18 protein-coding genes are annotated in these 25,141 nt (G+C 44.7%); 3 read left to right on the forward strand and 15 right to left on the reverse strand.

The annotated features are described in order from the left end of the window. The first annotated feature begins 272 nt into the window (after positions 1 to 272). A complete protein-coding gene (locus L884_RS0105650; RefSeq protein ID WP_028766575.1) occupies positions 273 to 452 on the forward strand; it encodes a PA3496 family putative envelope integrity protein in 180 nt (59 codons plus the stop codon). Between the two features lie 98 nt (positions 453 to 550). Here the strand turns inward: L884_RS0105650 and L884_RS0105655 are convergent, their stop codons facing one another. The 6 genes from L884_RS0105655 to pmbA all read right to left on the reverse strand — a co-directional run bounded on the left by L884_RS0105655 (position 551) and on the right by pmbA (position 7,723). Then, positions 551 to 1,927, reverse strand: a complete 1,377-nt coding sequence (locus L884_RS0105655; RefSeq protein WP_028766576.1) for an alanine/glycine:cation symporter family protein — start codon at positions 1,925 to 1,927, stop codon at positions 551 to 553. A 300-nt stretch (positions 1,928 to 2,227) separates the two neighbouring features. Next, the gene (gene arsJ / locus L884_RS0105660) at positions 2,228 to 3,445 is read right to left on the reverse strand and encodes an organoarsenical effux MFS transporter ArsJ (protein ID WP_028766577.1); all 1,218 of its coding nucleotides are present in this window, start codon (positions 3,443 to 3,445) and stop codon (positions 2,228 to 2,230) included. Between the two features lie 148 nt (positions 3,446 to 3,593). Further along, on the reverse strand, positions 3,594 to 4,604 hold the full coding sequence (locus tag L884_RS0105665; protein WP_028766578.1) for an ArsJ-associated glyceraldehyde-3-phosphate dehydrogenase: 1,011 nt from the start codon (positions 4,602 to 4,604) through the stop codon (positions 3,594 to 3,596). A gap of 139 nt (positions 4,605 to 4,743) precedes the next feature. Then, the gene (gene arsB / locus L884_RS0105670; protein ID WP_028766579.1) at positions 4,744 to 5,775 is read right to left on the reverse strand and encodes an ACR3 family arsenite efflux transporter; all 1,032 of its coding nucleotides are present in this window, start codon (positions 5,773 to 5,775) and stop codon (positions 4,744 to 4,746) included. Positions 5,776 to 5,832: 57 nt separating this feature from the next. Further along, positions 5,833 to 6,177 (reverse strand): metalloregulator ArsR/SmtB family transcription factor, encoded by a 345-nt coding sequence (locus L884_RS0105675; RefSeq protein WP_028766580.1) that lies wholly within the window; start codon positions 6,175 to 6,177, stop codon positions 5,833 to 5,835. 205 nt (positions 6,178 to 6,382) lie between these two features. Then, complete coding sequence (gene pmbA, locus L884_RS0105680) at positions 6,383 to 7,723, reverse strand: metalloprotease PmbA (protein ID WP_028766581.1); 1,341 nt, start codon at positions 7,721 to 7,723, stop codon at positions 6,383 to 6,385. A gap of 226 nt (positions 7,724 to 7,949) precedes the next feature. Here pmbA and yjgA point away from each other — a divergent pair, with 226 nt between their 5' ends. Beyond that, positions 7,950 to 8,492: a ribosome biogenesis factor YjgA gene (yjgA, locus tag L884_RS0105690; protein WP_028766582.1), complete on the forward strand. Its 543-nt coding sequence runs from the start codon at positions 7,950 to 7,952 to the stop codon at positions 8,490 to 8,492. Between the two features lie 147 nt (positions 8,493 to 8,639). Beyond that, positions 8,640 to 11,159, forward strand: a complete 2,520-nt coding sequence (locus L884_RS0105695; RefSeq protein ID WP_028766583.1) for an Ig-like domain-containing protein — start codon at positions 8,640 to 8,642, stop codon at positions 11,157 to 11,159. 99 nt (positions 11,160 to 11,258) lie between these two features. Here the strand turns inward: L884_RS0105695 and L884_RS0105700 are convergent, their stop codons facing one another. The 9 genes from L884_RS0105700 to L884_RS0105740 form a co-directional block, all read right to left on the reverse strand. Continuing rightward, positions 11,259 to 12,395 (reverse strand): ABC transporter permease, encoded by a 1,137-nt coding sequence (locus L884_RS0105700; protein WP_028766584.1) that lies wholly within the window; start codon positions 12,393 to 12,395, stop codon positions 11,259 to 11,261. Between the two features lies 1 nt (position 12,396). Next, a complete protein-coding gene (locus L884_RS21810; protein ID WP_051435552.1) occupies positions 12,397 to 13,575 on the reverse strand; it encodes an ABC transporter permease in 1,179 nt (392 codons plus the stop codon). Between the two features lie 17 nt (positions 13,576 to 13,592). Next, positions 13,593 to 14,564 (reverse strand): HlyD family secretion protein, encoded by a 972-nt coding sequence (locus tag L884_RS0105710; protein ID WP_028766585.1) that lies wholly within the window; start codon positions 14,562 to 14,564, stop codon positions 13,593 to 13,595. Next, entirely contained in the window at positions 14,554 to 15,945 is a 1,392-nt protein-coding gene (locus tag L884_RS0105715; RefSeq protein ID WP_245603075.1) for a TolC family protein, read from the reverse strand. Before L884_RS0105715 ends, L884_RS0105710 begins: the two co-directional genes overlap by 11 nt. A 191-nt stretch (positions 15,946 to 16,136) precedes the next feature. Beyond that, positions 16,137 to 17,585, reverse strand: a complete 1,449-nt coding sequence (gene tldD / locus L884_RS0105720) for a metalloprotease TldD (RefSeq protein ID WP_028766587.1) — start codon at positions 17,583 to 17,585, stop codon at positions 16,137 to 16,139. 102 nt (positions 17,586 to 17,687) lie between these two features. After that, positions 17,688 to 18,518 (reverse strand): carbon-nitrogen hydrolase family protein, encoded by an 831-nt coding sequence (locus L884_RS0105725; protein WP_028766588.1) that lies wholly within the window; start codon positions 18,516 to 18,518, stop codon positions 17,688 to 17,690. Beyond that, on the reverse strand, positions 18,442 to 22,821 hold the full coding sequence (locus L884_RS0105730; RefSeq protein WP_028766589.1) for a YhdP family protein: 4,380 nt from the start codon (positions 22,819 to 22,821) through the stop codon (positions 18,442 to 18,444). Before L884_RS0105730 ends, L884_RS0105725 begins: the two co-directional genes overlap by 77 nt. Further along, positions 22,821 to 24,287, reverse strand: a complete 1,467-nt coding sequence (rng, locus tag L884_RS0105735; RefSeq protein WP_371411753.1) for a ribonuclease G — start codon at positions 24,285 to 24,287, stop codon at positions 22,821 to 22,823. The genes L884_RS0105730 and rng overlap by 1 nt, the downstream gene beginning before the upstream one ends. Before the next feature lie 208 nt (positions 24,288 to 24,495). Then, the gene (locus L884_RS0105740) at positions 24,496 to 25,092 is read right to left on the reverse strand and encodes a Maf family protein (RefSeq protein ID WP_028766591.1); all 597 of its coding nucleotides are present in this window, start codon (positions 25,090 to 25,092) and stop codon (positions 24,496 to 24,498) included. Between the last annotated feature and the right edge of the window lie 49 nt (positions 25,093 to 25,141).

Consider the following 25,141-nt stretch of genomic DNA (forward strand, 5'->3'; position numbering starts at 1 on the left):
TAAAAGTAATTTGCGTTATTAAATTTCATTAAACTACTAAGAAACATCCAAAATAATAAAAAACGCGCGATATATGTAATTTTGTTACATTGATCGCATATTTTTAAATCACTTCCTGCTAAATTCCAAATTAAGCGCACGCTAATAGGTTTAAATAAGTAAGCCAAGGGGCGCAAACATTGTTTAGTTATTAACCGACGGTATCAGAGTATTCCTTTAAAACGCAACGTAAGCGACTCGGAACATGGATACCTAGCTAAGAGGAATTCGTGATGGCTCAGACTTTTGAGTTGGTGCCCAACGACGCAGAATTAGAAGCGTACACTTCGCCTAAAGATCAACAAACAGCTGAAGAGCTAGCTCGTAAAAAGGCCGTTAAAAAACGCCTTGAAGATTATCTTGAACAAGCGCAATTGAAACGCGATTTAAGTGACGATGAGTTTTGGGCCTAGCCTAACAAAGCAAGTGTAAAGCGAAATGAGCTCACTCTGTTAGCTCTATAAATTAAAAAGCTCCTGACATAAATGCAGGAGCTTTTTTCGTTTTAAGCTTAACCTTTATTTTCAGCCGCGTCCGTTGCACGCTTGTTTAAGAAATACTCACGCGTTAGCGCAAATACCACAGGACTAAGCAATGCCAATGCTATCAAGTTAGGGATGGCCATCATGGCATTTAACGTATCAGCCAATAACCAGATAAACTCTAATGAGCTCACGGCTCCTAGCGGTACCACTAGAGTCCAGATGACTCTAAATGGCTTGATCACCTTTACCCCAAACAAAAACTGCACACATTTCTCACAGTAAAAGCTCCAACCTAAAATCGTGGTAAATGCAAAAATGGTCAGCGCAATTGCAACGACATAATTACCTAACGGGAAAGCATGAGAGAAAGCAAACGAGGTTAATGCTGCACCATTCTCACCTGAAGTCCAAGCGCCAGATACGATAATAGCCAAACCTGTAATGCTACACACAATCAAGGTATCGATAAATGTGCCTAGCATAGCAACTAAACCTTGAGCGACGGGGTTATTCGTTTGCGCAGCAGCATGAGCAATTGGGGCACTACCTAAGCCCGCTTCATTGGAAAACACACCTCGTGCCACACCAAAACGGATAGCCGCCCAAACCGCCGCACCGGCAAAACCACCTTGTGCTGCAACAGGATTAAATGCACTGTGAACAATAAGCTCTATTGCCGCCGGGATCTCAGATGCATAGACTATCAATACCGCCACACCCGCAGCTAAGTAGAAAACTGTCATCATAGGCACAAGCTTACCCGCTACATCGGCAATACGTTTAATACCGCCCATTAGCACTGCACCTACAAGCACCATGAGTATCACACCAGTTACCCAGTTTGGTACGCCAAAGTTACTGCCTAAGGCATCGGCAACCGAGTTAGCCTGCACTGTATTACCAATACCAAAACCTGCTAATGAACCAAATAACGCAAATGCTGTACCTAGCCATGCCCACTTAGAACCCAAGCCATTTTTGATGTAATACATTGGCCCACCAACATGGTTGCCATTGTCATCGACTTCACGATATTTAACCGCAAGTACCGCTTCTGCAAACTTAGTCGCCATACCGACTAATGCGGTACACCACATCCAAAATAGCGCACCGGGTCCACCAATAAAAATCGCGGTAGCCACACCAGCAATATTACCCGTACCAATAGTGGCTGATAGCGATGTCATTAACGCATTAAAAGGGCTAATCTCGCCCTTCATGTTTTTATCTTTATCTGGAATTCGACCTGACCATAACAGCTTAAAGCCAGTACCGAGTTTGACTATAGGCATTAGGCGTAATCCGACAGTAAGGAATAAGCCTACTCCCAAAATCATCACCAACATTGGTGTCCCCCAGACCACCCCATTGATCATGCTTACAAAATTCGTAATAGCTTCCATTCAAACCTCGTCGATACAGAGAAATTATCGTTATTATTTATATTTATAATCGTGTATTTAGGGCTTTTTGATCTTTCATTTGCACTCCAAGATCAAAAGGTCCTAGCAAAGATGGTGCTTATACCAATCGATATAAAAAACACTCAACTTAGCAAACAGAGTACAACGAATTGTTAACGTTTGGAAAGGCTAGAAAATAAACTAACTCAGTAAGATGAAAAGTTGTCATAACACTTGGTGGCATTATGACAAACAAAAAATGACAAACAGCAGTGACCACTATGAGGTCGATGCAGCCAGCTAAGCCGCTGCAGTGCGAGGCAGTTTAAATGAAATAATAAAGGTTAGCAGCAGCATAATGGCTGATATCAACAAACAAGCCGATAAGCCCGCTTCTTGGTAAACCCAGCCCGATAGCACAGTACCAAGCAGACGCCCCATTGCATTAGCCATGTAGTAAAAGCCAATATCCAGTGACACACCATCTTCACCGGCATAACTAACAATTAAATAGCTATGCAATGACGAGTTAATCGCAAACACGGCACCAAAAACCATCAAGCCAACAATCAACGCCACTTGTGGTGCAAGCCAACCAGTAAACATGACTAACGCGAGAACACTGGTAACCACGGTTAGTACACCAGCCCATAGCGTCGCAGTATTACCGTCAGGAGTACGCTTTCTAGCAGTTAACGCTGGCGCGAAAGATTGCACTATGCCATAAGCTATCACCCAAGCCGCAAGAAAAGTCCCAACACTGCTATGCTGCCAGCCAAGTTGACTGGCTAAAAATACTGGCAGTGCAACAACAAACCATACATCGCGGGCGGAAAATAAAAATAAACGAGCCGCAGACAGAATATTCACACTGTCACTTTTAGAAAATATCTGGGTAAATTTAGGTTTGGTTTTGGCCTTACCTAAATCCGCTTTGAGACTGACTATGCTATAGATCCACACTAGCAAGAGCGCGAGTGCCATAATAGCTATCGCACCTTTAAAGCCTACGGCCGACAACAATACTCCACCTAAGAAAAAGCCAGCTCCTTTAAGTGCATTTTTTGAGCCAGTAAGCCTAGCCACCCAACGATACAAGGTATCTTCCGCGCCTTTAGGCACTAAAGTTTTAATGGCGCTTTTGGCACTCATCTTATTGAGATCTTTAGCGATCCCCGACATTGCCTGTGCCGCCATCACCCAAGGCACTGTCAGCATTGCAGTGGGCAGTAGCAACATAGATAACGCCACAATCTGCAACCCAAGACCAATGTTCATGGTTCGATTTAGCCCAAGTCTTGCACCTAACCAGCCGCCAACCAAGTTGGTCACAACACCAAAAATCTCATAAAACAGGAACAGCATAGCGATAGCTAGCGGCGTGTAACCTAAATCATAAAAATGCAGCACTACCAACATGCGCAATGCGCCATCAGTCAGTGTGAACGCCCAATAGTTACCGGTCACGATTAAATACTGCTTAATACTGTCCGGCAAAGAAGCAAGTTTTGTTAGCACGATCAAACCACCTAATAAAGGAATGAGGATGCGAGAAAAAAGAAACAGCCAAAAAGCGACACGACTTCAATCTGGCTTTACCTAGGTCCTAGGTCCTAGATTCTAGATTCTATAAGCAAAGCGTCCTGCTCTTCCTAAGCTCTTATCTTTATGCCTGATCCATTTTACCAACCATGATCGCAAGCTCTGCAGTACGATTAGCATAGCCCCATTCATTGTCGTACCAAACATACAGCTTAACTTGAGTACCATTAACAACCATAGTCGATGGCGCATCAATAATGCTTGAGCGTGGATCGGTTTTATAATCGACCGACACTAGCGGGCGCTCTTCGTAGCCTAGAATACCGTTTAACTCACCTTCTGCCGCTTGCTGCAGCAACTGATTAACCTCAGCTTCAGTTGTTTCGCGCTCAACTTCAAATACACAATCAGTGATAGAAGCGTTTGCCAGTGGAATACGCACAGCGTGACCATTTAACTTACCCTTTAACTCAGGGAAGATATGGGTGATTGCTGTCGCACTACCTGTGGTTGTCGGAATTAAGCTTAAACCGCAAGCTCGCGCACGACGCAGATCTTTATGGGGCGCATCTAAGATCGTTTGAGTATTGGTAATATCGTGAATCGTGGTCATCGAACCATGCTTGATACCAATCTTTTCATGGATCACTTTAACCACTGGCGCTAAACAGTTTGTGGTACAAGAAGCTGCAGTAACGATTGGGTGAATATCTTTATCGTAAAGGTCATGGTTAACTCCCATTACAATATTCAATACGCCTTCTTCTTTTACTGGTGCAGTTACTACCACACGTTTAACCCCTTGATCCAAATAGGCTTGTAGTAAGGCTTTGGTTTTCATCACCCCTGAAGCTTCAATGACCACGTCACAGGCAGACCAATCAGTGTCTGCAATCACTTTATTGCGGGTAGTTATAATACGCTTATCACCAATAACAATATCGTTGCCATCAGCAGTAGCCTCTTCAGACCAGCGACCATGTACCGAGTCAAAGGTCAACAAATGGGCTAAGGTAGCAGCACCGCCTGCAGGATCGTTTATCTGTACAAACTCTACATCACTATTGCTCCATGCAGAGCGTAACGCCAGACGGCCCATTCTACCGAAGCCATTGATACCAATTTTGATTGTCATAGTCGTCTCTTAATCTGTTTTGAGTTTTAACTGTTATTGCTTAAATCTAGTTTGTGTCACTAAAGCTAGCTTCTTATTACAGGATTGATACCGCAAGAATTGCCCCCATGACTTGCTGCACTCGCCCTAAAGCAACTGCTTAGCTGTTTGCTTCTTCGGCAAACATATGGCGACTGCGGTTAGCAATTGCCACTAAAGACAGCATCACAGGTACTTCAACTAACACGCCAACAACAGTTGCGAGCGCTGCACCTGAGTGTAAACCAAATAATGAAATCGCTACTGCAACCGCAAGCTCAAAGAAGTTCGATGTTGCAATCATGCATGCTGGCGCCGCAACTTTATGGCTCAGCTTCATCTTTTTCGCCGCATAAAATGCAATGAAGAAGATACCGTAAGTTTGAATCAATAGCGGAATCGCAATCAAAGCAATATTTTGCGGCTCGGCGATAATGGTTTCTGCTTGAAAACCAAATAGTAGCACCACAGTAGACAGTAAACCGAGCATAGACCAAGGCTTAAGTTTAGCCACAAACGCATTTAACTGCGTGTCGTCACCTTTTTTCTGCAGCAGATAGCGAGTTACGATCCCGGCAAGTAATGGTAAGACAACATACAAGCCTACTGACGAAAGCAGCGTCGCCCAAGGAACTTGAATATCACTTACACCGAGCAATAGTGCTGTAATTGGTGCAAAGGCTACTACCATGATCAGATCGTTTACCGACACTTGAACTAAAGTGTAGTTCGGGTCGCCTTTAGTTAATTGGCTCCATACAAAAACCATGGCAGTACAAGGCGCAACGCCAAGTAAAATCATGCCCGCTATATATTCACTTGCTGTTTGTGGATCAACAAAGTCGACAAAGAATACTTTAAAGAACAGCCAACCCAATGCAGCCATAGTAAACGGCTTGATTAACCAGTTGATAACTAAAGTCAGTACTAAACCTTTTGGGCTTTTACCCACATCTTTCACAGCTGAAAAGTCGATTTGCACCATCATCGGATAAATCATGACCCAAATAAGTACAGCAATTACAAAGTTCACATGAGCATATTCAAGCCCAGCAACCACTGCGAATGTATCTGGAGCTATATTCCCCAAAAATACTCCGGCTAAAATAGCCAGACCGACCCACACACTTAAATAACGTTCAAAAATACCCATAATATTTGGCCTATTACTACAAAATTTTGCTAACCCAATTAGGGTTAGTTTTAACGGTTAGCAGCAGTGTTTAACTCTTTCAGGGCGATCGCCCATCTGCTCAAGGTTTATTAAATTGCCACCGATCAGTTCAGCTTCATTGTTCGCTAGAGTTTGTAAGATCTCACTTGCCCAACCTGGTAACTCAGGATTAATACTATAAAAAACCCATTGTCCTTGGCGTCTATCTACCAATAAGCCAAGCTTACGAAGTTGCGCCAAGTGACGAGAAACCTTTGGTTGGATCTCATCAAGCGCTGCCATTAATTCACAGACACATAGCTCTGACTGTGCTTGGATAAGCAGTAAACTACGCATTCTGGTGTCATCAGCTAAGGCTTTAAAAAAACTTAACGGTGTCATAGTCAGCTCTCGACAAATTCATTGCAAAAACAAATATACGCCAAATAATATATATGGATTTTCATATAAGCAAGTTTGTTGATGATATTTTTATCCGTGTTACTTACCTTTTATGACAAGCGTGCGAATTACGGCCATAAAAAAGGCTTCCCCTAGGAAGCCTTTTTTACTGTTGTTTGCTGTTTAAACCTGCACGATACTTAGCTTAATTACCAGCAATCTTCATCTTATCCATCAAAATACCGCCTGTGCGGATCGATGAACGTAAGTCGCGATCTTTAGCGACTGCAACAATATTTTTATACATATCTTTCAGGTTACCAGCGATGGTGATCTCTTCAACTGGATACAAGATAACGCCATTTTCAACATAGAAACCAGCTGCACCGCGAGAGTAATCACCTGTTACTGTGTTTACACCTTGCCCCATCACCTCTGTCACAATTAAACCAGTGCCCATCTCTTTAACCAGTTGATCAAAGGTTTGCCCTGTCGTTGACAGTGTCCAGTTATAAATCCCGCCAGCATGGCCAGTATTGCTTAAGCCTAGCTTACGTGCCGAGTAGCTAGTTAACAGATAAGTCGCTAAACGACCGTTGTCGATAATATCGCGAGCCTGTGTTGCCACACCTTCACTGTCGTATGCAGAACTTGCCAGAGCGCCGACTAACAAAGGATCTTCATGGATGCTAAACCAGTCTGGGAAGACTTGCGTATCAATCGCATCCAATAAAAAGCTCGATTTGCGGTATAAGCTCCCTCCGCTAATCGCACCAACTAAATGACCCATTAATCCGGTCGCGATTTCAGGCGAAAACAGCACTGGTAATTGCGTGGTAGCAATCTTGCGACCGCCTAAACGACCCGCAGTTTTCTCAGCAGCCTTACGACCAATAATCTCAGGGGCTGTCATGTCACTGAACTTGCGCGCAACCGTGTAATCATAATCACGCTGCATGCCACCTTCGTGTTCACCAATGGCTACGCAACTTAGACTATAACGCGAGCTGCAAAAACCATTTAAGAAACCGTGACTATTACCATAAACCTTCACGCTCGAGTGTGCGTTAGCGCTTGCGCCGTCTGAAGTCTGTACTCGTTTATCGGTATCTAAGGCTGCTTCTTCAGCTAATACAGCAAGCCGAGTTAACTCTTCCGGTGAAATATCTTCAGGGTGGTATAAATCAAGATCCGGAAACTCAGTCGCCATTAACGACTTTTCAGCCAAGCCGTTGAACGGATCTGCCGAAGTAAAGCGAGCAATATCATCAGCCGCTTTTACTGCTTGCTCAATCGCAGCTTTACTTAGATCTGATGTGGATGAGCTACCTTTACAGCCATCTCTAAAAACAGTGATCCCCAGAGCACCATCTTTATTAAATTCTACAGTCTCAACTTCTCTCATACGGGTTGAAACTGACAAGCCTTGCTGCTTACTAATGGCAACTTCAGCTCCTGAAGTGCCTAAGGTTTTTGCATATTCCAGCGCCATTGAAACGGCGTCTTTCAAGGAATCTAATTCAATATCAATGCTAGGTGAAGACACAGTTTTACTCTTTATTTATCGGCAATGGCGCTAGCATAACAAACCCAAATGCCAATCTCATTAAATAATCCCACTACAACTAGCTCAATCACCAGCTTGAACAAAAAAAAATCAGCTAACTAGCCGCTAAAAGCCGTGTTAAAGGCTGTTACAGGCAAAAATAGACAAGGAAATAAGCAAGTTTAGATGTTATTATTAGCACAGAATTTGTAAGAGATTTTTAGATATGAAGATTGTCGGTGACTCAGAGCACTTCCACCAGCCGTACGACCAAGATGATAACTACGAAAGTAGAGCGGACGTAAAACGCGAAATTGCCATTTATCAAGAGTATGGCAAAAAGCTGGTTGCACTCAGTAAAAGCCAAGTGCAAAAGCTAAATTTAGACGAAACTCTGTATGATAATATTTTGAAAGCTAAAACCATCAAAATTAATACCGAAGCTTATCGTCGTCATATTCAATACATTGGCAAACTCATGCGTTATGTCGAGCTAGAAGAGCTTGAACTTGCACTAAAAAATGTGTTGAACCAAAACAGTAATGAAAGCGCTAAAACCAATGTTGCGGATAAAACTCGTGACCAGCTGATTGCTGAGGGTGATACTGCAATTCAAAGCTTGATTGAACAGCACCCAGAGTTTGACCGCCAAAAGCTACGTCAGCTAGTTCGTCAAACAAAGAAAGAGCTTTCAAAAAACGCAGATATTGATGCGTCAAAAACAGCGAAAGAATTAAGTAAATATTTACGTAACGAGATCAAAGATTAATCGTAACAAATATAGACATCATCGCTATATAACTACACAATAGCTCCCTAAGTCTTTAACTGACTTAGGGAGCTTTTTATTTGTTTTAATTCAAACAAAAAGCCCGCCTAGAACCCAGTACAAATTTGCAGCACAAGGAATATGCACATGCGCCTGCCCCAAACACTGGCCACTCTGCCTTTATCTTTTCTTTGCCTATCACTATTAAGCGGCTGTAACGGCTCGTCTGATGACAGTGGCGATACCGACAACGGTGGTACTTATAGTCTTTCACTCAGTTACAAAACCGTTGTTAATGGCGCTTGTGCAGAAGCAACCGATTCATTAAGTTTTGATGCCAATGGTGCATTTTGTGCTGTCGCCCACCTAAAACAAGACAACAGCAACCGTAGTGGCAAACTTATTAGCTTTTCAAGCAGCTTTGGCGAGCTTTCAGTAGCCACTAAACTGACCAACAATAGTGGTCAAGCAGAGATCCTTGTCAGTAACAGTACAGGGGCTGAAGGCGCAGGCACGTTAACCGCTAATTTTAGCGAAGGCGAAAATAATGCCAGTGCTACACGTAATTTTGAGTTCACTTCAAGTACTAATCCATCAGAACCTAAATTTACGCTAAATAGCGCAATCATTAATGGCACCCAAGTGGTCACCCAGTTTAAAGCTGAAGAAACAGTGCAGCTACAAGCACAGTTCTTAGACGAGCAGGGACAAGGCATTGCAGGTAAAATGGCCAGCTTTACTGCAGGTAATGCTAGCTTAAATCCAAGTTCAGCACTGACCAAAGATAACGGCATTGCTCAGGTTAGCTATACCCCAACAGATAGCGAACTTGGCGCAGCAAACTTCACTGTCACCCTTGAGAATGACGGTGTCACCTACCAAAGCTCAGGCTTATATGAAGTGCTTGCTAAAGATGCCGTTAGCGACGATGGGGTGATTGTTATCGGCCACTTCTCTGCTGACGGCAAAAGCTTTACAGAAAATCAACTTGCAACCACCTTACCTGACGATAAAACAGTCAGTGCCGGCGGTACATTTGGTGTCACCGCAGATGTGGCAACTAAAAATGAAGATGGTAGCTACACTCGTCTGCAAACGCCTACCAGCGTAACATTCAGCTCGAGCTGCGTAGTAAGTAATAATGCCAGTATCGATTCACCAGTAACGACCCTTTCTGGTACAGCTAGCTCAACTTTCCAAAACACAAGTTGTAGTGGTAACAGTGAACGAGATGATCAGATCACAGCTTCGGTGATTGCTGGCAATCAAACGGTTTCGGCAACCTTAGACTTCTCACTAGCGAGCCAAACACTGGCGAATTTAAGCTTTGTTTCTGCAGAGCCTACTTCTATTCGAATTCAAGGCGCAGGCGGTACAGGTTCAAGTGAGTCATCATTGATCACCTTTAAAGTGGCCGATGCCAATGGCCAACCAATTGCACAACAAGATGTTGAGTTCTCACTCGACACCACTGTGGGCGGCATCGCTTTTGCTAATGGCAATATTACGACTAGCAACACCAGTAACTCTGCCGGCCTAGTAAGCGCAACAGTGCTATCAGGCACTATGCCAACACCAGTACGCGTGCTAGCAACAGCTACATCTGATGGCGAGTCTGTCACAACCCAATCTGAACAACTCACCATTAATACTGGTTTGCCACAGCAGCTAGGCTTTAGCTTATCAAGCAGCTTATTTAATCCAGAAGCGGCTAACCATAACGGTGAAGTCGTTACCATTACGGCTTTCGCATCAGATAGCTTTGGTAACCCTGCTCCTGATGACACTACCATCAACTTCACCTCTGAAGGTGGCCAAATTCAGCCAAGTTGTGCCACGGTAAACGGTACTTGTAGTGTTAATTGGACTGCGGCAGATCCACGTGTGCCAGATCACCGTATCACAGTACTTGCTTATGCGTTAGGCCATGAAACCTTCTTTGATACCAACGGTAATAATATCTTTGATGATGCAGATGGTGGCGCTGTTGCAGAAGCTTGTTTAAATGCAAACGGAGACACGGTTGCCTGCTCAGGCAACGGTATGGATATCGAAACCTACCATGCTGGCGGCTTCAGTGATTTAGGTGACGCCTTCCGTGATGATGATGAATCATTTTCTCACTCTGCAGGCGAGCCGTACTTTAATACTGGCTCAAGTGCTAACTATCAAGGTGCTGATGGCAAATTTAATGGCCCACAGTGCACAGGTAGCTTATGTGGTGAAGGCCAAGCTAATAAGACTTATATCCGTAAAGCCCTGATCATGACGATGTCAGGCTCTGATGCGCATTTTGAAATCCATCAAGATGGCAACCTTATTTATAGCGATGGCCAAACGGAAGAGATTATTACCACAGCAATCCCTGCAGGTGGTTTCTCAGTATTTAATGTACGTTTCTTCGATAGCGCTAACCAGATCCTACCGGCAGGAACCAATATCACAACGACGGCTAGCAAAGGTGAGTTAGATGCAGATCCTTATGAAGTACGCAACCGTAATAGCCATGGTGGCAGCAGCACTAGCTTTGTGTTGACCAATGATATTGATCCTACCAGCACTGATGAGCCAACAAAGCTCAGCTTAGTATCTATTGAGTCTGAAACACCTAAGGCAATCAAGTCAGGTATTTCATTTAGCGTTGAGCTATCAGCACCACAACCATAACTAATACCAATTAGTATAACCGCTGACAGTTAAAAGCCCGCGTTCAACTAATGAACGCGGGCTTTGTCATATTACGTTAGCAAAAAGAGATTATGGCAATCAACTTACAGGCTTTAAACGCTTAGATACGCCCCAATAAGCCAAAGCGAAGAACACCGCTACCATGGCCCATAACTGCAGCCACTGCGGCATAATACTCTGCCATGATGCGCCCATTTGATTTAATTCAAGCATCGCCATAATACCCGGCACCGCTGGCACGATTTGCGAAATAGCCACCACAGGCTCAGGAATTAATGCTGTAGGCCATACAAAACCTGATACAAACAAAATCGGCATAGAGATCAGCAATAACACTTGGGTAGGTAAGTCTCGGCGAGTAAACAAGCTACTAAAGGCGATCCCTGCTGCACTCGTAGCTAATAGAAATGGCAACATCAACAAAGCCACTCGGCCGATACTTGCTTGTAAGCTAACGTCATACCAATAGTAACAGTAGCCAACGTAGTAGCTGCTAAGCAGACTATACACCAGCATAAATGCCGCTATACGGCCACAAACTAACTTAAGCGGACTCACTTGTTGCCAATAGCCTTGTGCTCGCCACTGACTAGCTCCCAGAATGCCGGTGCCTATCAGCAAGGTTTGATGCAAAATAAGCAAGAATAATCCCGGCACAATATACGGTGTATAACCTAAGCTCGGGTTAAATGCCGGAATGCTATTAAGCTTAACCACATTAAGGCTCTGCTCTACTGCCTTAGCGTTATCGCCTTGGGCTAACATGCCTAAACGCTGTATATTTTGCCCAGCATCAAGACCTGCCGAAATAAGACCTTCCGCCACAGCGGAATAGATCAAGAAGTAACTGGCATCGCCGCCATAACTTAAGGTCACGCCCTTACCTAAAAGTAGGTCACGCCTAAAATTGGCGGGGATCACTAATAAACCATGAGCACGGCCAGTTTCAATCCAGCGTTTGGCTTCATCAATTGAACCCAACTCGGCAATCACAGAAATTTTAGGGCTAGCATCAGCATGACGTATCAACTGACGACTCAGCGAAGATCTATCATGATCAATCACCACCAATTGTTGTTCTGTTGGCACTTGGTGCAAATACGGCAATGGATACAGAATCGAGTAAAACAGCACTCCGCCAAACACCGTAATCACAATCGTTTTGTCAGCAAGAATCGCTTTAAGCTCTGCCCAAATTAACTGTAAAAGACTCATATTATTGCTCCTTCAGTGCCATTGAATTTGCCGCTTCTGATGTAGCAGCTAATTCAGACTCTGCAAATCCCTTTTTAGCAAAAATGCCGATAGGAATAAGCAATAACAAAAAGCCCCAATAACTTAGCATTTGCGGCAAACTCGCAATCAAGCTCTGGCCGTAACTAACAACAGCTATATGGGTTTCAATATAGTGGCTGGTAGGCATAATAACTCGCCACCATTGGGCTAATTGTGGCATTTCATGGGTAGGAAAAGTCACGCCCATAAAAGCAAAAGCAGGCGCAAACATGGCAGTGCAAAAACTGATAACCCGAGCGCTGTCTTTTAAGACAAAGAAAATCGTCAAAACCACCAGCCAAACAGCTAACAGCATTAGCGTTTGCGCAATCAACAGCACCGCAATACTGCCGGCGATAGGTAAACCTAAATACAGGTAGATAAGCGCTAAAATAAAGCCGCCATGTAACAAAACCAATGGTGTATAGAACACAACCTTGGCAGCTATAACTTTATAAACACCGAGCTGATACCATTGCTTGGTGGTATTCCAGCGCAACTCGCGGTTAAGGCTATTGGCAAATACCATCATGGCCACCAACTGCAGTAAGGCAATTAATACTGGCGGCACTAAAAAGCCAACGTAATTATTGTTGCGGTTAAACAAGGCGGTTGTTTGGCTACTAACTGGACTTAAATTGACTGCAACACGCTCCATAGGCACGCCAGCGGCAAGCAGTTTTAGTTCACCTAAAGGTTTTAAACCATCAGCCATGCTGGCTTGTAGCTGGCTCGATAGCAGCTTACCTACTAGAAGAAATTGACTGTTATAACGAATATCAATTATCGGTGTTTTTGAGGTTAGTAAGTCGCGCTTAAGGCCATAGGGCAACACGAGCAAAGCATACACTTCACCTTGCTTCATCGCCGCTTCAGCACTTGGTAGTCCGGTATAACTAATCGGCTTAGTCACAGGGTTAGCTTGTAGCTGCCGCGCCAATGCTCGACTAGTCTGACTGTTATCTAAATCGACTACAGCTACGGGTAATTGCCTCGGTAACCCCGCGCTAAAAAGTAACCATAAGGCAATGATGCTGATTAGCGGAATATAGCTAACCAATGCCAACTGCCAAGGATCGTCTTGCAGAGCGGTAAACTCTCGCTTGAGCGCCTTTATCACAGCCTTCCTCGCTTACCTTACAGGGTGAATAACACCGACATACCAACACGGAGATCGGCAATAGGCTGATTAGGACGCAGTTCCACTTGGAATGTGCGCATATCGAAATCATGGCCACTTTCAGTTGCTCGCCAAGTAGCAAAGTCTCCCATCACAGCAATGTGACTTACAGTAAACTCAACTTGCTTTTCTAGCGCCGGAATAGTGAGCTTTAATACATCACCTTGTTTGAACTGTTTAAGTTGATCTTCACGAACTTGAAATACCGCCCAAGCATCACTCATATCAATTAGGCTTACTACAGGAAAGCCGCTTGGTGCGAGCTCACCAGCTTGCAGCAGTACTTCGCTTATCTCACCGGTTTTAGGCGAGCGCATTTGGCTATCAGATAAAATTGCCGTAACTTCATTAACAGCACCTTCAGCCATACGGGCATTACCTGCCGCCGCCGCTTTAGTTTCAACTCGCGCACCTTCATCTGTCATCTGATACATGGCTAGTGCAGCTTGCTCGGTGTATTTTGCCGCTTGCCATTGAGTAAAGGCTTCATCACGCTTTTGTCTAGCCAGTACACCTTCGTTAAATAGTACTTCCACTCGATCAAAAGTAGTACGGGCCAACTTAGCTGCAGCTTGTGCTTTTAGCCATTGCTCTTTTGATGCTGCAACCTGTTGCTTACGCGCACCATTATCGGCCTCTTGTTGCATAGCTAATGCAGCATCTCGGCCGCCCTCAGCTTGCATCAACTTCGCTTTTAACTCTGGACTGTAAATGGCGTAAAGTAGATCGCCTTCAGTAACCTTGTCTCCACGTCTAACGAGTACTTCCTCAACCCTACCAGGTACTTTAGATGACACGTTATATTCACGCGCTTCAATCTGTCCTTGCAATAACTGCGGCTTAGGGCTGTAAGCAAGGATTAACCCATAGGCTAATGCAGCAATTAATAGGCTTAGCGCTAATATGGCTAAAATACGGTTAGTGCGCATTGAGATCTCCCTGCTGAATACTTCTACCTATAAATTCATCTAACTGGCCACTGATAGCCATGAGTCTTGCGTATGCTTGTACATAACGGTATTGTGCGCCCAATTGCTGAGTTGCAACCGCATTAAGCTTAAGTTCTGCGTCTACCTTTTCGATTGAAGTCGACAGCCCCTGCTTAAACGCAATGTCTCGTAAACGTTTATTCTCTTCAGCTAAGCTCATAGACGTGTTAAGCGATAACACCTCTTCCTGTGCTTGCAGCATTTGGCGGTAACTTTGATCCAATAGTAAATTGAGATCTTGTTGAGTTTGCGCCTTGGTATATCGCGCTTGAAGCAAAGCGCTTTGTGCAGCTTCAACCTTACCACTACGGCCATCCCTACTCAGTAACGGCATGGTAAAACCAACCCCAAGCATCCAGTCAGGCTCTATTTGAGAGAACAAACTGTCATCTTCATACAAGGTGTAATTACCATAAAGGAATACTGTTGGCAGATAGCTACCTTTCTCAACGTCCACCAAACCTTTGGCTTGTGCCTCTTTAGCCTCTATTAACTTTAATGCTGGATGCTGCGCCATGGTTAATTGCGCTAGCTGTGGTAATGATGGTGCGCTGTGCAACATAAACAGCGGTGAAGTGGTGTTAACTTGGCGCTCATGTAACATGCGCGACAATGCAATCATTGCCATTTCAGACTGGCGCTTAGCGCTGCCGTAGCTCACCTTGGCATTTTCAAGCGCAACCTGTGCATTGAGACGCTCTACTTTAGCGATTTGCCCTTGCTGTTCTAGTTTCTCTGCGTGTGAAGCATGTAAGGTAAGTGAATCGACGAGTTCTGATTGGGTTTGCGCAAGAGAGTGAGTCACAGCCACCGCGTAGTAACGATCCACCAGCTGTAAGAAAAGCTCACGATGGGTTAACTTAAGCTCTTGCTCCTTTTCAGCTACGTGAGCTTCATGGATCCCTTGAGCTGCAGTAATTTTTCCGCCGGTGTAAATAGGCCACATCGCTTGCAAACTAGAGCGAAAGATATCTTGTTCGGTAAACGGGGTAACAAATAAACTTCCGGGGATCCCGGCTAATGCACCGCCCAATGCTGGCGGCAGCGTTGCCGGATCAAGCGAGGCAAGCGGATTAAGATCACGCAGATCTAACTCAATCGGTTTTTCTAAGCGGGTATAACTACCAGTTAGGTTGATCGATGGCAGGTTCATATCTTCACCTGCTTCACGTTCTGCCTCAGCGCGATTAACCTCTTGCGCCCCAGCCTGCAGTTTATCGCTAACTTTGGTCAGCTGCTGCCAAGCCTGATCAAAGGTCATTGGCTTAGCTTGAACAACAAGCGGCAAAGTGACTATAAATGCACACAGCAAACGTTTCATTAACACCTCTAGAGCTTTTACTCTATTTCCATTGGTAAATACTATCATTGCTATATATTGCAAGCTAGGACTTAGGCGAAACTCCTATCGCTAAATCCTAGACGATATTGGATTTTTTTGCTTATTAATAGCCAACCTTTAGCCGATACGGATTAACAGTAACAGCAGGTATAAAGCTCAATCCGCCGTTGTTAAGCCGTACCGCCGACAGTTAATTTGTCTAACTTCAATGTAGGCTGACCAACACCAACTGGAACGCTTTGGCCATCTTTACCGCACACACCAACGCCTTTATCTAAGGCAAGATCATTACCTACCATAGAGATCTGGCTCATTGATTCTGGACCATTACCAATTAAGGTTGCACCTTTAATCGCTTGAGTAACTTCACCGTCTTCAATTAAATAAGCTTCAGAAGCCGAAAACACAAACTTACCCGAAGTAATGTCTACCTGACCACCACCAAAGTTAGGCGCATAGATCCCCTTCTTCACTGACTTAATGATCTCAGCTGGATCTGACTCACCTGCTTGCATATAGGTATTGGTCATACGTGGCATTGGTAAATGCGCATAAGATTCACGGCGTCCATTACCTGTAGATTGCTGGCCCATCAAACGAGCATTTAGCTTATCTTGCATGTAACCCTTCAAAATACCGTTTTCGATCAGTACCGTCTTTTGGGTTGCAACGCCTTCATCGTCAATGGTTAATGAGCCACGACGATTAGCAATGGTACCGTCATCAACAACAGTCACTAATTCAGACGCCACCTTCTGACCAACTTTACCGCTAAAGGCGCTGCTGCCTTTACGGTTAAAGTCACCTTCAAGACCATGACCAACAGCTTCATGCAGCAATACACCTGGCCAGCCAGCACCAAGCACGACAGGCATTTCCCCCGCAGGAGCGTCAATAGCGTGCAAGTTCACTTGAGCTTGACGCACGGCCTCACGTGCAAAGGCGAAACAATATGGTAAGCCATCATCTGCATCTTCAATTAATACGCTGTAATCGTGACGACCACCGCCACCTGATGCGCCACGCTCACGCTTGCCATCTTCTTCTAAAATAACACTGCAATTAAAGCGTACTAACGGACGAATGTCGGCCGCTAATGTGCCGTCACTTGCAGCCACTAAAATCTCTTCATGTACCCCAGATAAGCTCACAACCACCTGAATAATGCGACTGTCTAGACTACGAATATAAGCATCAGCTTGCTTAAGTAGCTCGATTTTTTTTACTTCTTCCATAGCGGCGATTGGATCGCTACTGATATAAAGTGCTTTGTGATCCTGTTTAGCCCAAGCATTCACTTGCGCATTACCACCTGCGGTTGCAATACCGCGCGCTGCAGTAGCTGCCGCCTCTAGCGCACTTGGGGTAATTTCATCAGCGTAGGCAAAACCGGTTTTCTCGCCAGTAATTGCACGTACACCTACTCCACGCTCAATATGGAAGCTACCGTCTTTAACGATACCGTCTTCGAGTACCCAAGACTCATGACGACTGCCTTGAAAATACAGATCAGAGAAGTCAATTTGATGCTCATGGATACGCTTTAAATAGCTTTGTAAATCATCTATTGCTAGCCCATCTTGTAATAAGCTTTGTCCAACTTGAGTTAAAAGTGACATCTATTCTCTCTTTTATTAATTCAATCAATATATTGGCAGAGCCGATCTATTTATATCTTGTTCGGCTCGCTTAAATTTGTGCTACCGCTGTAACTTGTTGAATCACACCTTTAGTTGCGGCGCTATAAATCTGTTGTGACCCATGACCGGCATCTTAGCTCGAATACTGTGTACGCTTTGCAGATCAATGTCAGCTTGCAGCCAGCCTGTACCTTGCGGTTTTTGCGCGATGATCTCGCCCCAAGGGCTGACTATCATACTTTGCCCCCAAGTCTCACGGCTACCGCCATTATGCGATCCCCACTGTGCAGCACCAAAAACAAAGCACTGAGTCTCAATTGCACGTGCTTGTAATAGCACTTGCCAGTGCGCTTCGCCGGTTACCTTAGTGAATGCGGCTGGCACGGCAATCATCTCAGCCCCCGCCTCACGCAATGCCCGAAACAGATCGCTAAAACGAATATCATAACAAATTGCTAAGCCGAGTTTCCCTAAAGGTGTATCTACTACAACGATACGATCTCCTGGGCAAAATGCGTCACTTTCGCGATATTGCTTAGTGCCGTCACTCACCTCAACATCAAACAGGTGCAGCTTGTCATATTGTCCAAGTTCACTTCCATCATGGTCAAACACGTAGCAGCGATTATAAACTCGGCCATCGGCAGCTAAAATTGGAATACTGCCGGCAACTAATACCACTTGATATTGTGCTGCTAGCTCAGCAAGAGCTTGTTTTAACTTGCTGTCTTCAGCGCGAGTGGCATATTGTAGCTGCTGACTTTCTTGCCCCCCAAACAGCAGGCAACATTCGGGCAGCACAACCATTTGTGCACCATCGGTGTGAATTAACTGCTTAAGCTGCGACTCGATAAACGCTATGTTGTCGGCTACGCTGCGACTGCTTTGACATTGCAATAGGCTGACTTGCATCTAACTCTCCTTGTTTGGGCTGTTCGCTAGCTCCTTGGTTCGCTCGCGGTTGCGTCAGTTGCTGGCTTTCTTGGGCTGGAACATCTTTTATTGGCCGCTTTGGCGCTAGCTCAATCACTTGTGCAGGCGCGTTTTTAGTTTCAAGCTCACTAGCTTGCGCAGCAGAGGTCGCGGGCTCAAGAGTCACTTCATCAAACACTGTCTTAACAGGCTTTGCCGCACTGAGTTCAACCGCTTGAGGGCTCGCGCTAGTGCGCGGTTCGCTAATTGCAGACGCTACTGGCTTTGCTGTCGCTTGGGTTGCTTTGCTCTCAACTTTACTAGCACTGCTCGCTTCATTAATGGCCTTTACCGCAGACTGAGACTTTGACTGTTGGGCATCAGTCGCACTTTGTGGAGATGGTACATTTAGCTGACCATCCTGTTTCGGCAATGCAGATTCAGGGATCTCAATCTCTTTACTTTTGCGTTCAAGCTCTTCAAGTTTAGGCTCAGACATAGTACCGGTTAATCTAAAACGGATCTCCGAGATCACTTCAATCACAGGCTCTAACACCTTAGTTAACGCAAATGCACCTAAGCCAAACGTCCAACCACCTGTGCTCAACAGCACCACTGTTGGTACACTTGAAGCTAATTGAGGCACAAAGCGAATGTCGTAATTCAAACTTTCTGTGGTTAAGTCGGTAAAGCCGCGTACTCGCATGTTACCTGCAACCGCATTCATCTCTGTGTCAGTGGTTTTGACAACGCCATTATCAATATTTAGTGTGCCGCCAAATGAATCAAAATAAAGCCCTTTACCAAAAACATCCGAAAAATCTAGCGACAACTTACGCAGCAATGAATCTAAGCTAAACAAAGAGAAAATACGCGCTCCTTTGTCACTCACTTCAGAAAGATGGCCTTTACCCAAATCAAAAACCACCTCGCCATTGAGGGTTTCAAGCGAAAACGCATAAGGTGCGCCAGTCCATGAAATATCTGCGGTTACCGCAGTAGGTGCATCTTTAAGGCCTGGGTCTATACCTAATTTTTCAGACAGATAATCAAACTTTTCAGCGTCTAGGCTCAACTGGAATGAGGTAATATTTTTCCCTGCAGTCATGTTCCAGTCACCCTTACCTTTTAGCTCAACATTTGGCGTAGTGATCGATACCGTTTGGATCTGGTAAAGCTCACCGTTGGGCGTACCTTGTAAAACCAAGTGCCCTAACGGTTTACCGTACAACGCAAAATCGTCAACATCGACGGCTAATGGCGGCAAGTTTGCCATAATAGTTTCTGATTTATAGTGGGCTGTTTCTTCAGTACGCGGCTCCGGTGACATATGGAATTTTGAAGCCACGATCTTTAAACCTTGCTTCACCCAGTCAGGATAGAAGTCGATACGACCATCAAACTCTTGCGAAGTGATATCAAAACGCCAAGCATGTTCAGTCGGTTCAGCCACAAAATGAACATCAGCTAACGGCTGCCCCATTAAGTTAAGGTGGTTAAAATCGGCATCAATAGATACCAATGCTGGGAAAAAGCCGGATGATTGCTCTGTCACGGATCCATCTGGCGTCATTTCAGCATCAGCTGTTTGACTTACAAACCCTTGAATAATCGGTAGCCAAGGAGAGAACTCGGTTTGGTCAATATCTATTTGCAGATGACCTTTGTTTTTACGAAGCATATCGCCCGGCTTAAAAAGTCGACCAAGCAAAATATCGTAATGGGCTAAACGATTACCTGATCCAGCATCAAAGCCGCCCCAAAATTCTAGCTGTTTATCGAGTTTAATGCCGAGAGAGGCGGTTTTATTGTCGCCAATTAACTCAGCAACTAAATGCTTAGCCTCTGCAGCTTCTTTGGCAAATGGTGCGGGGAGATCCAGAGCCGTACCAAGCAAGTCACTTTCGACACGCGCTTGAACTCGGTAACCAATAGGGTCAAAAATCAGTCTTAAATCACCGCTCCAGTCTGCTTGCCCTGAATAGTACGGGCTTAGGGGGTTATTTAGCTCAGCAGGCAAATTAGCCAATTGCCACTGGCCGTCTAGTTCGACATTGACCCCATAGTTTTTATTCATGCTTTCGGTGTTAAAGCTAAACTGCAGCGGTTGCTGATACATCTTAGCTGTAAACCCTTTACCGCTGACCACATCATTAACAAACTGCAGCTGGCCCGTGACGCTCGTTAAAGCAATTCCCGGCTCGGTGATATATACAGGGGTATCATCAAAGTTGACCGTACCTTTAATAACCTCGCTTTCACCATCATATAAGGGAATGCTCAAATCTATTTGGCCGCTAATATCACCAGAGATTTGTACCACATCTAGCGTTGCACCAACTGAGCCCTTTAACGGTGACTTTTGGATCACTTCATTAGCAGCCTCAGCTGTAGTCGCAAGATCAAGTTTGACTTCAAGTAAGCTTTTTTCTCCAAGGTCAGGAATGCCAATGTAGGCGCCGCTGGCGTTAACATCCAACAGTTGTCCTTGGTTAATCCACAACTTCATCGCCTTGTTTTCAAACAGTGCCGACAGGTTTAATTGGTCAACTTCCGGCCAGCTTGGCTCAAACTCATAAGTTGCGTCGCTCAGGGTAAATCCTGCTTGAAAGAGTCCGTCTTGATTAGCATAAGGGTAGTCACTAAATGCACCATGCCACAGCACCACCGCATCTTCAGTTTTACCGGCTTTTAATGCTTGAGTTAAATAGCTCACCAGCGAGCTACTCATACCGTTAAGTGGAAAATACTGGTGCACATTAGCAACATCATGAATTTTTACATTAGCGAGTAGTGCCATATGTGCTGCTTCAGCAAACTCTAGGCGCACTGCGGCATTGATATCTAAATCTTGATTGCTAAAGTGAATTTGAGGCAAAGATAGTGCTAGTTCAGCCAGATTGAACTCACCGCTAAAGCTATCCCCTTCGAGCTGAATTGGCGCTTCGAAGCCACCGTTAAAATCAAGAGTATAACTCTGCTTTGGCAAAGCAAACTGCAATGTTTCATCAACAAGGCTCAGTTCAGCATCAACCGGAGCGCTACCTAAAATTGCATCGTTAGCCTGCCAAGTGACTTGCTCAAGAGCTAAATTCACTTTGGGCTGCGAAAGCAACTTATCCCAGTGAGCCTGAACCTGCTTAATTTTGCCCATTGGCTTTAATGCCTGCCAAGTTTTCAGGCCTTGAGGCTCTACTCCTGGGATTAGCGGTAATAATGGCAACAGCATTGCCAGATCTAATTGATTTAAACTCGCGTCAATTCCTGCTTCACCTTTAGTTGCTTGCAGTTGTAGCTCAGGCCATGCTTGGTCATTAGTAGAAAAATGCAGATCATGACTATTTAATCTCCAGCCTTGAGCATCGGGGCGCCAAAGTAGGCCGCCGGATTCTACCGTTAAGCGTTGAGGCTTATCATTTAAATGCCATTCAAGCCAGCTTGGCTGTAATGCGACGGCAACGGAGCTAATATCTCGATTAGCGAATTCGGCCCAAGCTTGTAGGTTTACCACCCCTTCTAAAGGCAGGCGCTTGGTCGCATCATAAGGGTTAGGCTGACGTGAGGCCCACTCGCCAATATCGAGAGAGCTGGCAGCTAAATAGAATTGGCCAACCAAAGACTCAGGACGATAGCCACTGCCTGTTAAATCAACATTTAATGCCAGTTGTTCAACCTCAGAGGCATCTTCATCTAAAAATAACTTGCCTTCGCCTCGATGACGACCATTAGCGTTACGCCACTTCATATCTTTGATAAAGATAGGGCGATAATCATGTTGTTTACTCAGTAATTGAAAGCGTGCATCGGTAATGGAGAAACGATCTAGCTGCTCTAATAACAGTTTATATAGCCAATCGGTTTGCATGGCTGTAGAAGATTCACGAGGCTGCAGTGACTTTAAATGATCCAGATCTAACGCAACGTTGACGCCATCAAAGATCACATCTTCAATTTGCGGGCTCGCTGTAATGATGCTTTGCCAGAAATCGAACTTAACGTTTACTTGATTGAAAATCAGCGTCACAGGTAAGTTTTGTTGCGCCGGTAAAACAAAATTTTTAACCGTCAAAGCGGGGCCGTAAGCTTGCCATTCGGCCGCAAGTTTACCTACCTCGACCTCAACTTGGTATTCAGAACCCACATAATTGATCAGCTCTACACGAACCTGATCAAGTTGCGGTAATAACCCTCGAAATAAGCTCACCATTAATGCAAACAGCACTAAAATGATCGCTAGAAATTGCCAGCAAAATCGAGGGAAATTAAAGGAGCGCTTTTTAGGCGCACATGCTTCAGGTGGCACTACATTATCACCACATCAAATTTGTTTTGTGCATACATAGGTTCGCTTTGTAAGCGCACGCGCTTACCGATATACACTTCAAGCTCACCGAGTAGATGACTCTCGTCGCCTTTAAGGCTATTAAACACTGCAGGAGCACAATAAACTAAAAACTCATCGGCATCGTAACCACGGTTTAAGCGAATGATCTCTCTAAAGATCTCGTAGGATACCGTTTCTACCGTTTTCAAATTACCGGTACCTTGGCAAGCTGGACATTCGCCACAAAGCACATGCTCTAAGCTTTCGCGAGTACGCTTACGCGTCATCTCAACCAAGCCAAGACCGGAGAAACCACTGATATTCGTTTTAACGCGATCGTTAGCCAAGGCACTTTCTAAACTGGCAAGCACTCGCTTTTTATGATCAGTATTGAGCATATCAATAAAGTCGATAATGATAATGCCGCCTAAATTACGCAGACGTAACTGGCGAGCGATCGCATGAGTCGCTTCCAAATTTGTATTGAAAATGGTTTCTTCGAGATTACGATGGCCAACAAAAGCGCCGGTATTGATATCGACTGTCGTCATCGCTTCGGTTTGATCTATGATCAAATAGCCGCCTGACTTCAGCTCAACTTTACGCCCCAATGCTCGCTGAACTTCATTTTCAACGTCATACAGATCAAAAATCGGGATCGGACCATTATAGTGATCAAGTTTATCGGCGATCTCTGGCATAAACTCTTGGGCAAACTGCTGCAACTCTTCATAGGTTTGCGCCGAATCCACTTGGATCTGATCCAACTCAGTGCCAACAAAATCACGCACAATACGCACTGGCAGAGCCAGATCTTGATACAATAATTGCACGCCACGACGTTTACGGCGCTCACTCACCTTAGCCCAAACCCGTCTTAAAAAGCCTGCATCTTGCACCAGTTCATCTTCACCTGCGCTTTCTGCTGCGGTACGAATAATAAAACCGCCATCATCATCGACAAAGGGTTGGGTAATTTTCTTCAGGCGGGCGCGCACCGCTTCAGATTCAATACGCTGCGAAACACCAACGTGACTCGAACCCGGCATAAACACAAGATAGCGTGAAGGTAAGGTAATATCTGTAGTTAAGCGTGCGCCTTTAGTGCCAAGTGGATCTTTAACCACTTGCACCATAATATCCTGCCCCTGCCTAACCAACTGAGCAATATCACGCACAACAAAATTGCCTTTTTCCACATCGGCGACACATTCAGTGTGTGGCACAATATCTGATGCATGCAAAAACGCAGCTTTATCAAGCCCGATATCAACAAAAGCAGCCTGCATACCTGGTAGTACACGACTCACTTTGCCTTTATAAATATTACCTACTAACCCGCGTTTCATGCGGCGCTCAATATGAACTTCTTGTAATACACCGTGCTCAACAAGTGCTACACGAGCTTCTGTAGGTGTTACATTGATTAAGAGTTCAGAGCCTATTTTTTTCTGCACTCTGCTTTGCGCGAATCGACTTCTACTCACAACCCACCCCACTTAGGGAAATAGCTAATTTAAAAAGGATTTGGCGTAAATTGTGGTAAGACTAAAATAAAAGGCTAATACAGCGAGATCTTAACCTTTACTATTGTTTTGCAATAATTGTCTTTATAGCGTGGCGATTATCGCCTTGTTTGACTACTTTTTATGGCTATAAAACTTGCATCTCACACAATAACGCACGGGTTTCTACCAAAGGTAACCCTACTACCGCCGAATAACTACCGTCGATAGCTTCTACAAAGTTTCCACCCAAGCCTTGAATACCGTATGCTCCGGCTTTATCCATAGGCTCACCTGTGGCGATATAAGCTAAAATATCCGCCTCAGTTAGCTCACAAAACTGCACTTGGGTTATGACCAAGCGACTAATGGTTTTAGTGCCATCGGTAAGCGCAACCGCGGTCATCACCTGATGACGCTTACCAGACAAGCTCGCCAATATTTCTGCGGCATTTGCTGCATCTGTCGGCTTACCTAAAATCGTTTCGCCTTGTACAACTATCGTGTCTGATCCGAGTACAATAGCCTGTTTATCATTGCCATACAGGGCTAAGCCCGCTAGCGCTTTTTCCTGCGCTAAACGCTGTACAAATTCCTCTGCTGATTCGCCTTGTTGATGAGATTCATCAATATCTGCCGCTAAAATATCAAACTCAAAAGGCGTATCTTTATCTGTTTTTAAAAAGCCTAGCTGGCTTAACAGCTCTTTACGACGAGGAGAGCCTGAAGCAAGGACTAATTTCATAATCAATTACCTTCTTTTATTCCACTTGTATTAAGCTCAGTACTAGTTG

Origin of the sequence: Shewanella fidelis ATCC BAA-318, from assembly GCF_000518605.1 — a bacterium.
GTDB lineage: Bacteria > Pseudomonadota > Gammaproteobacteria > Enterobacterales > Shewanellaceae > Shewanella > Shewanella fidelis.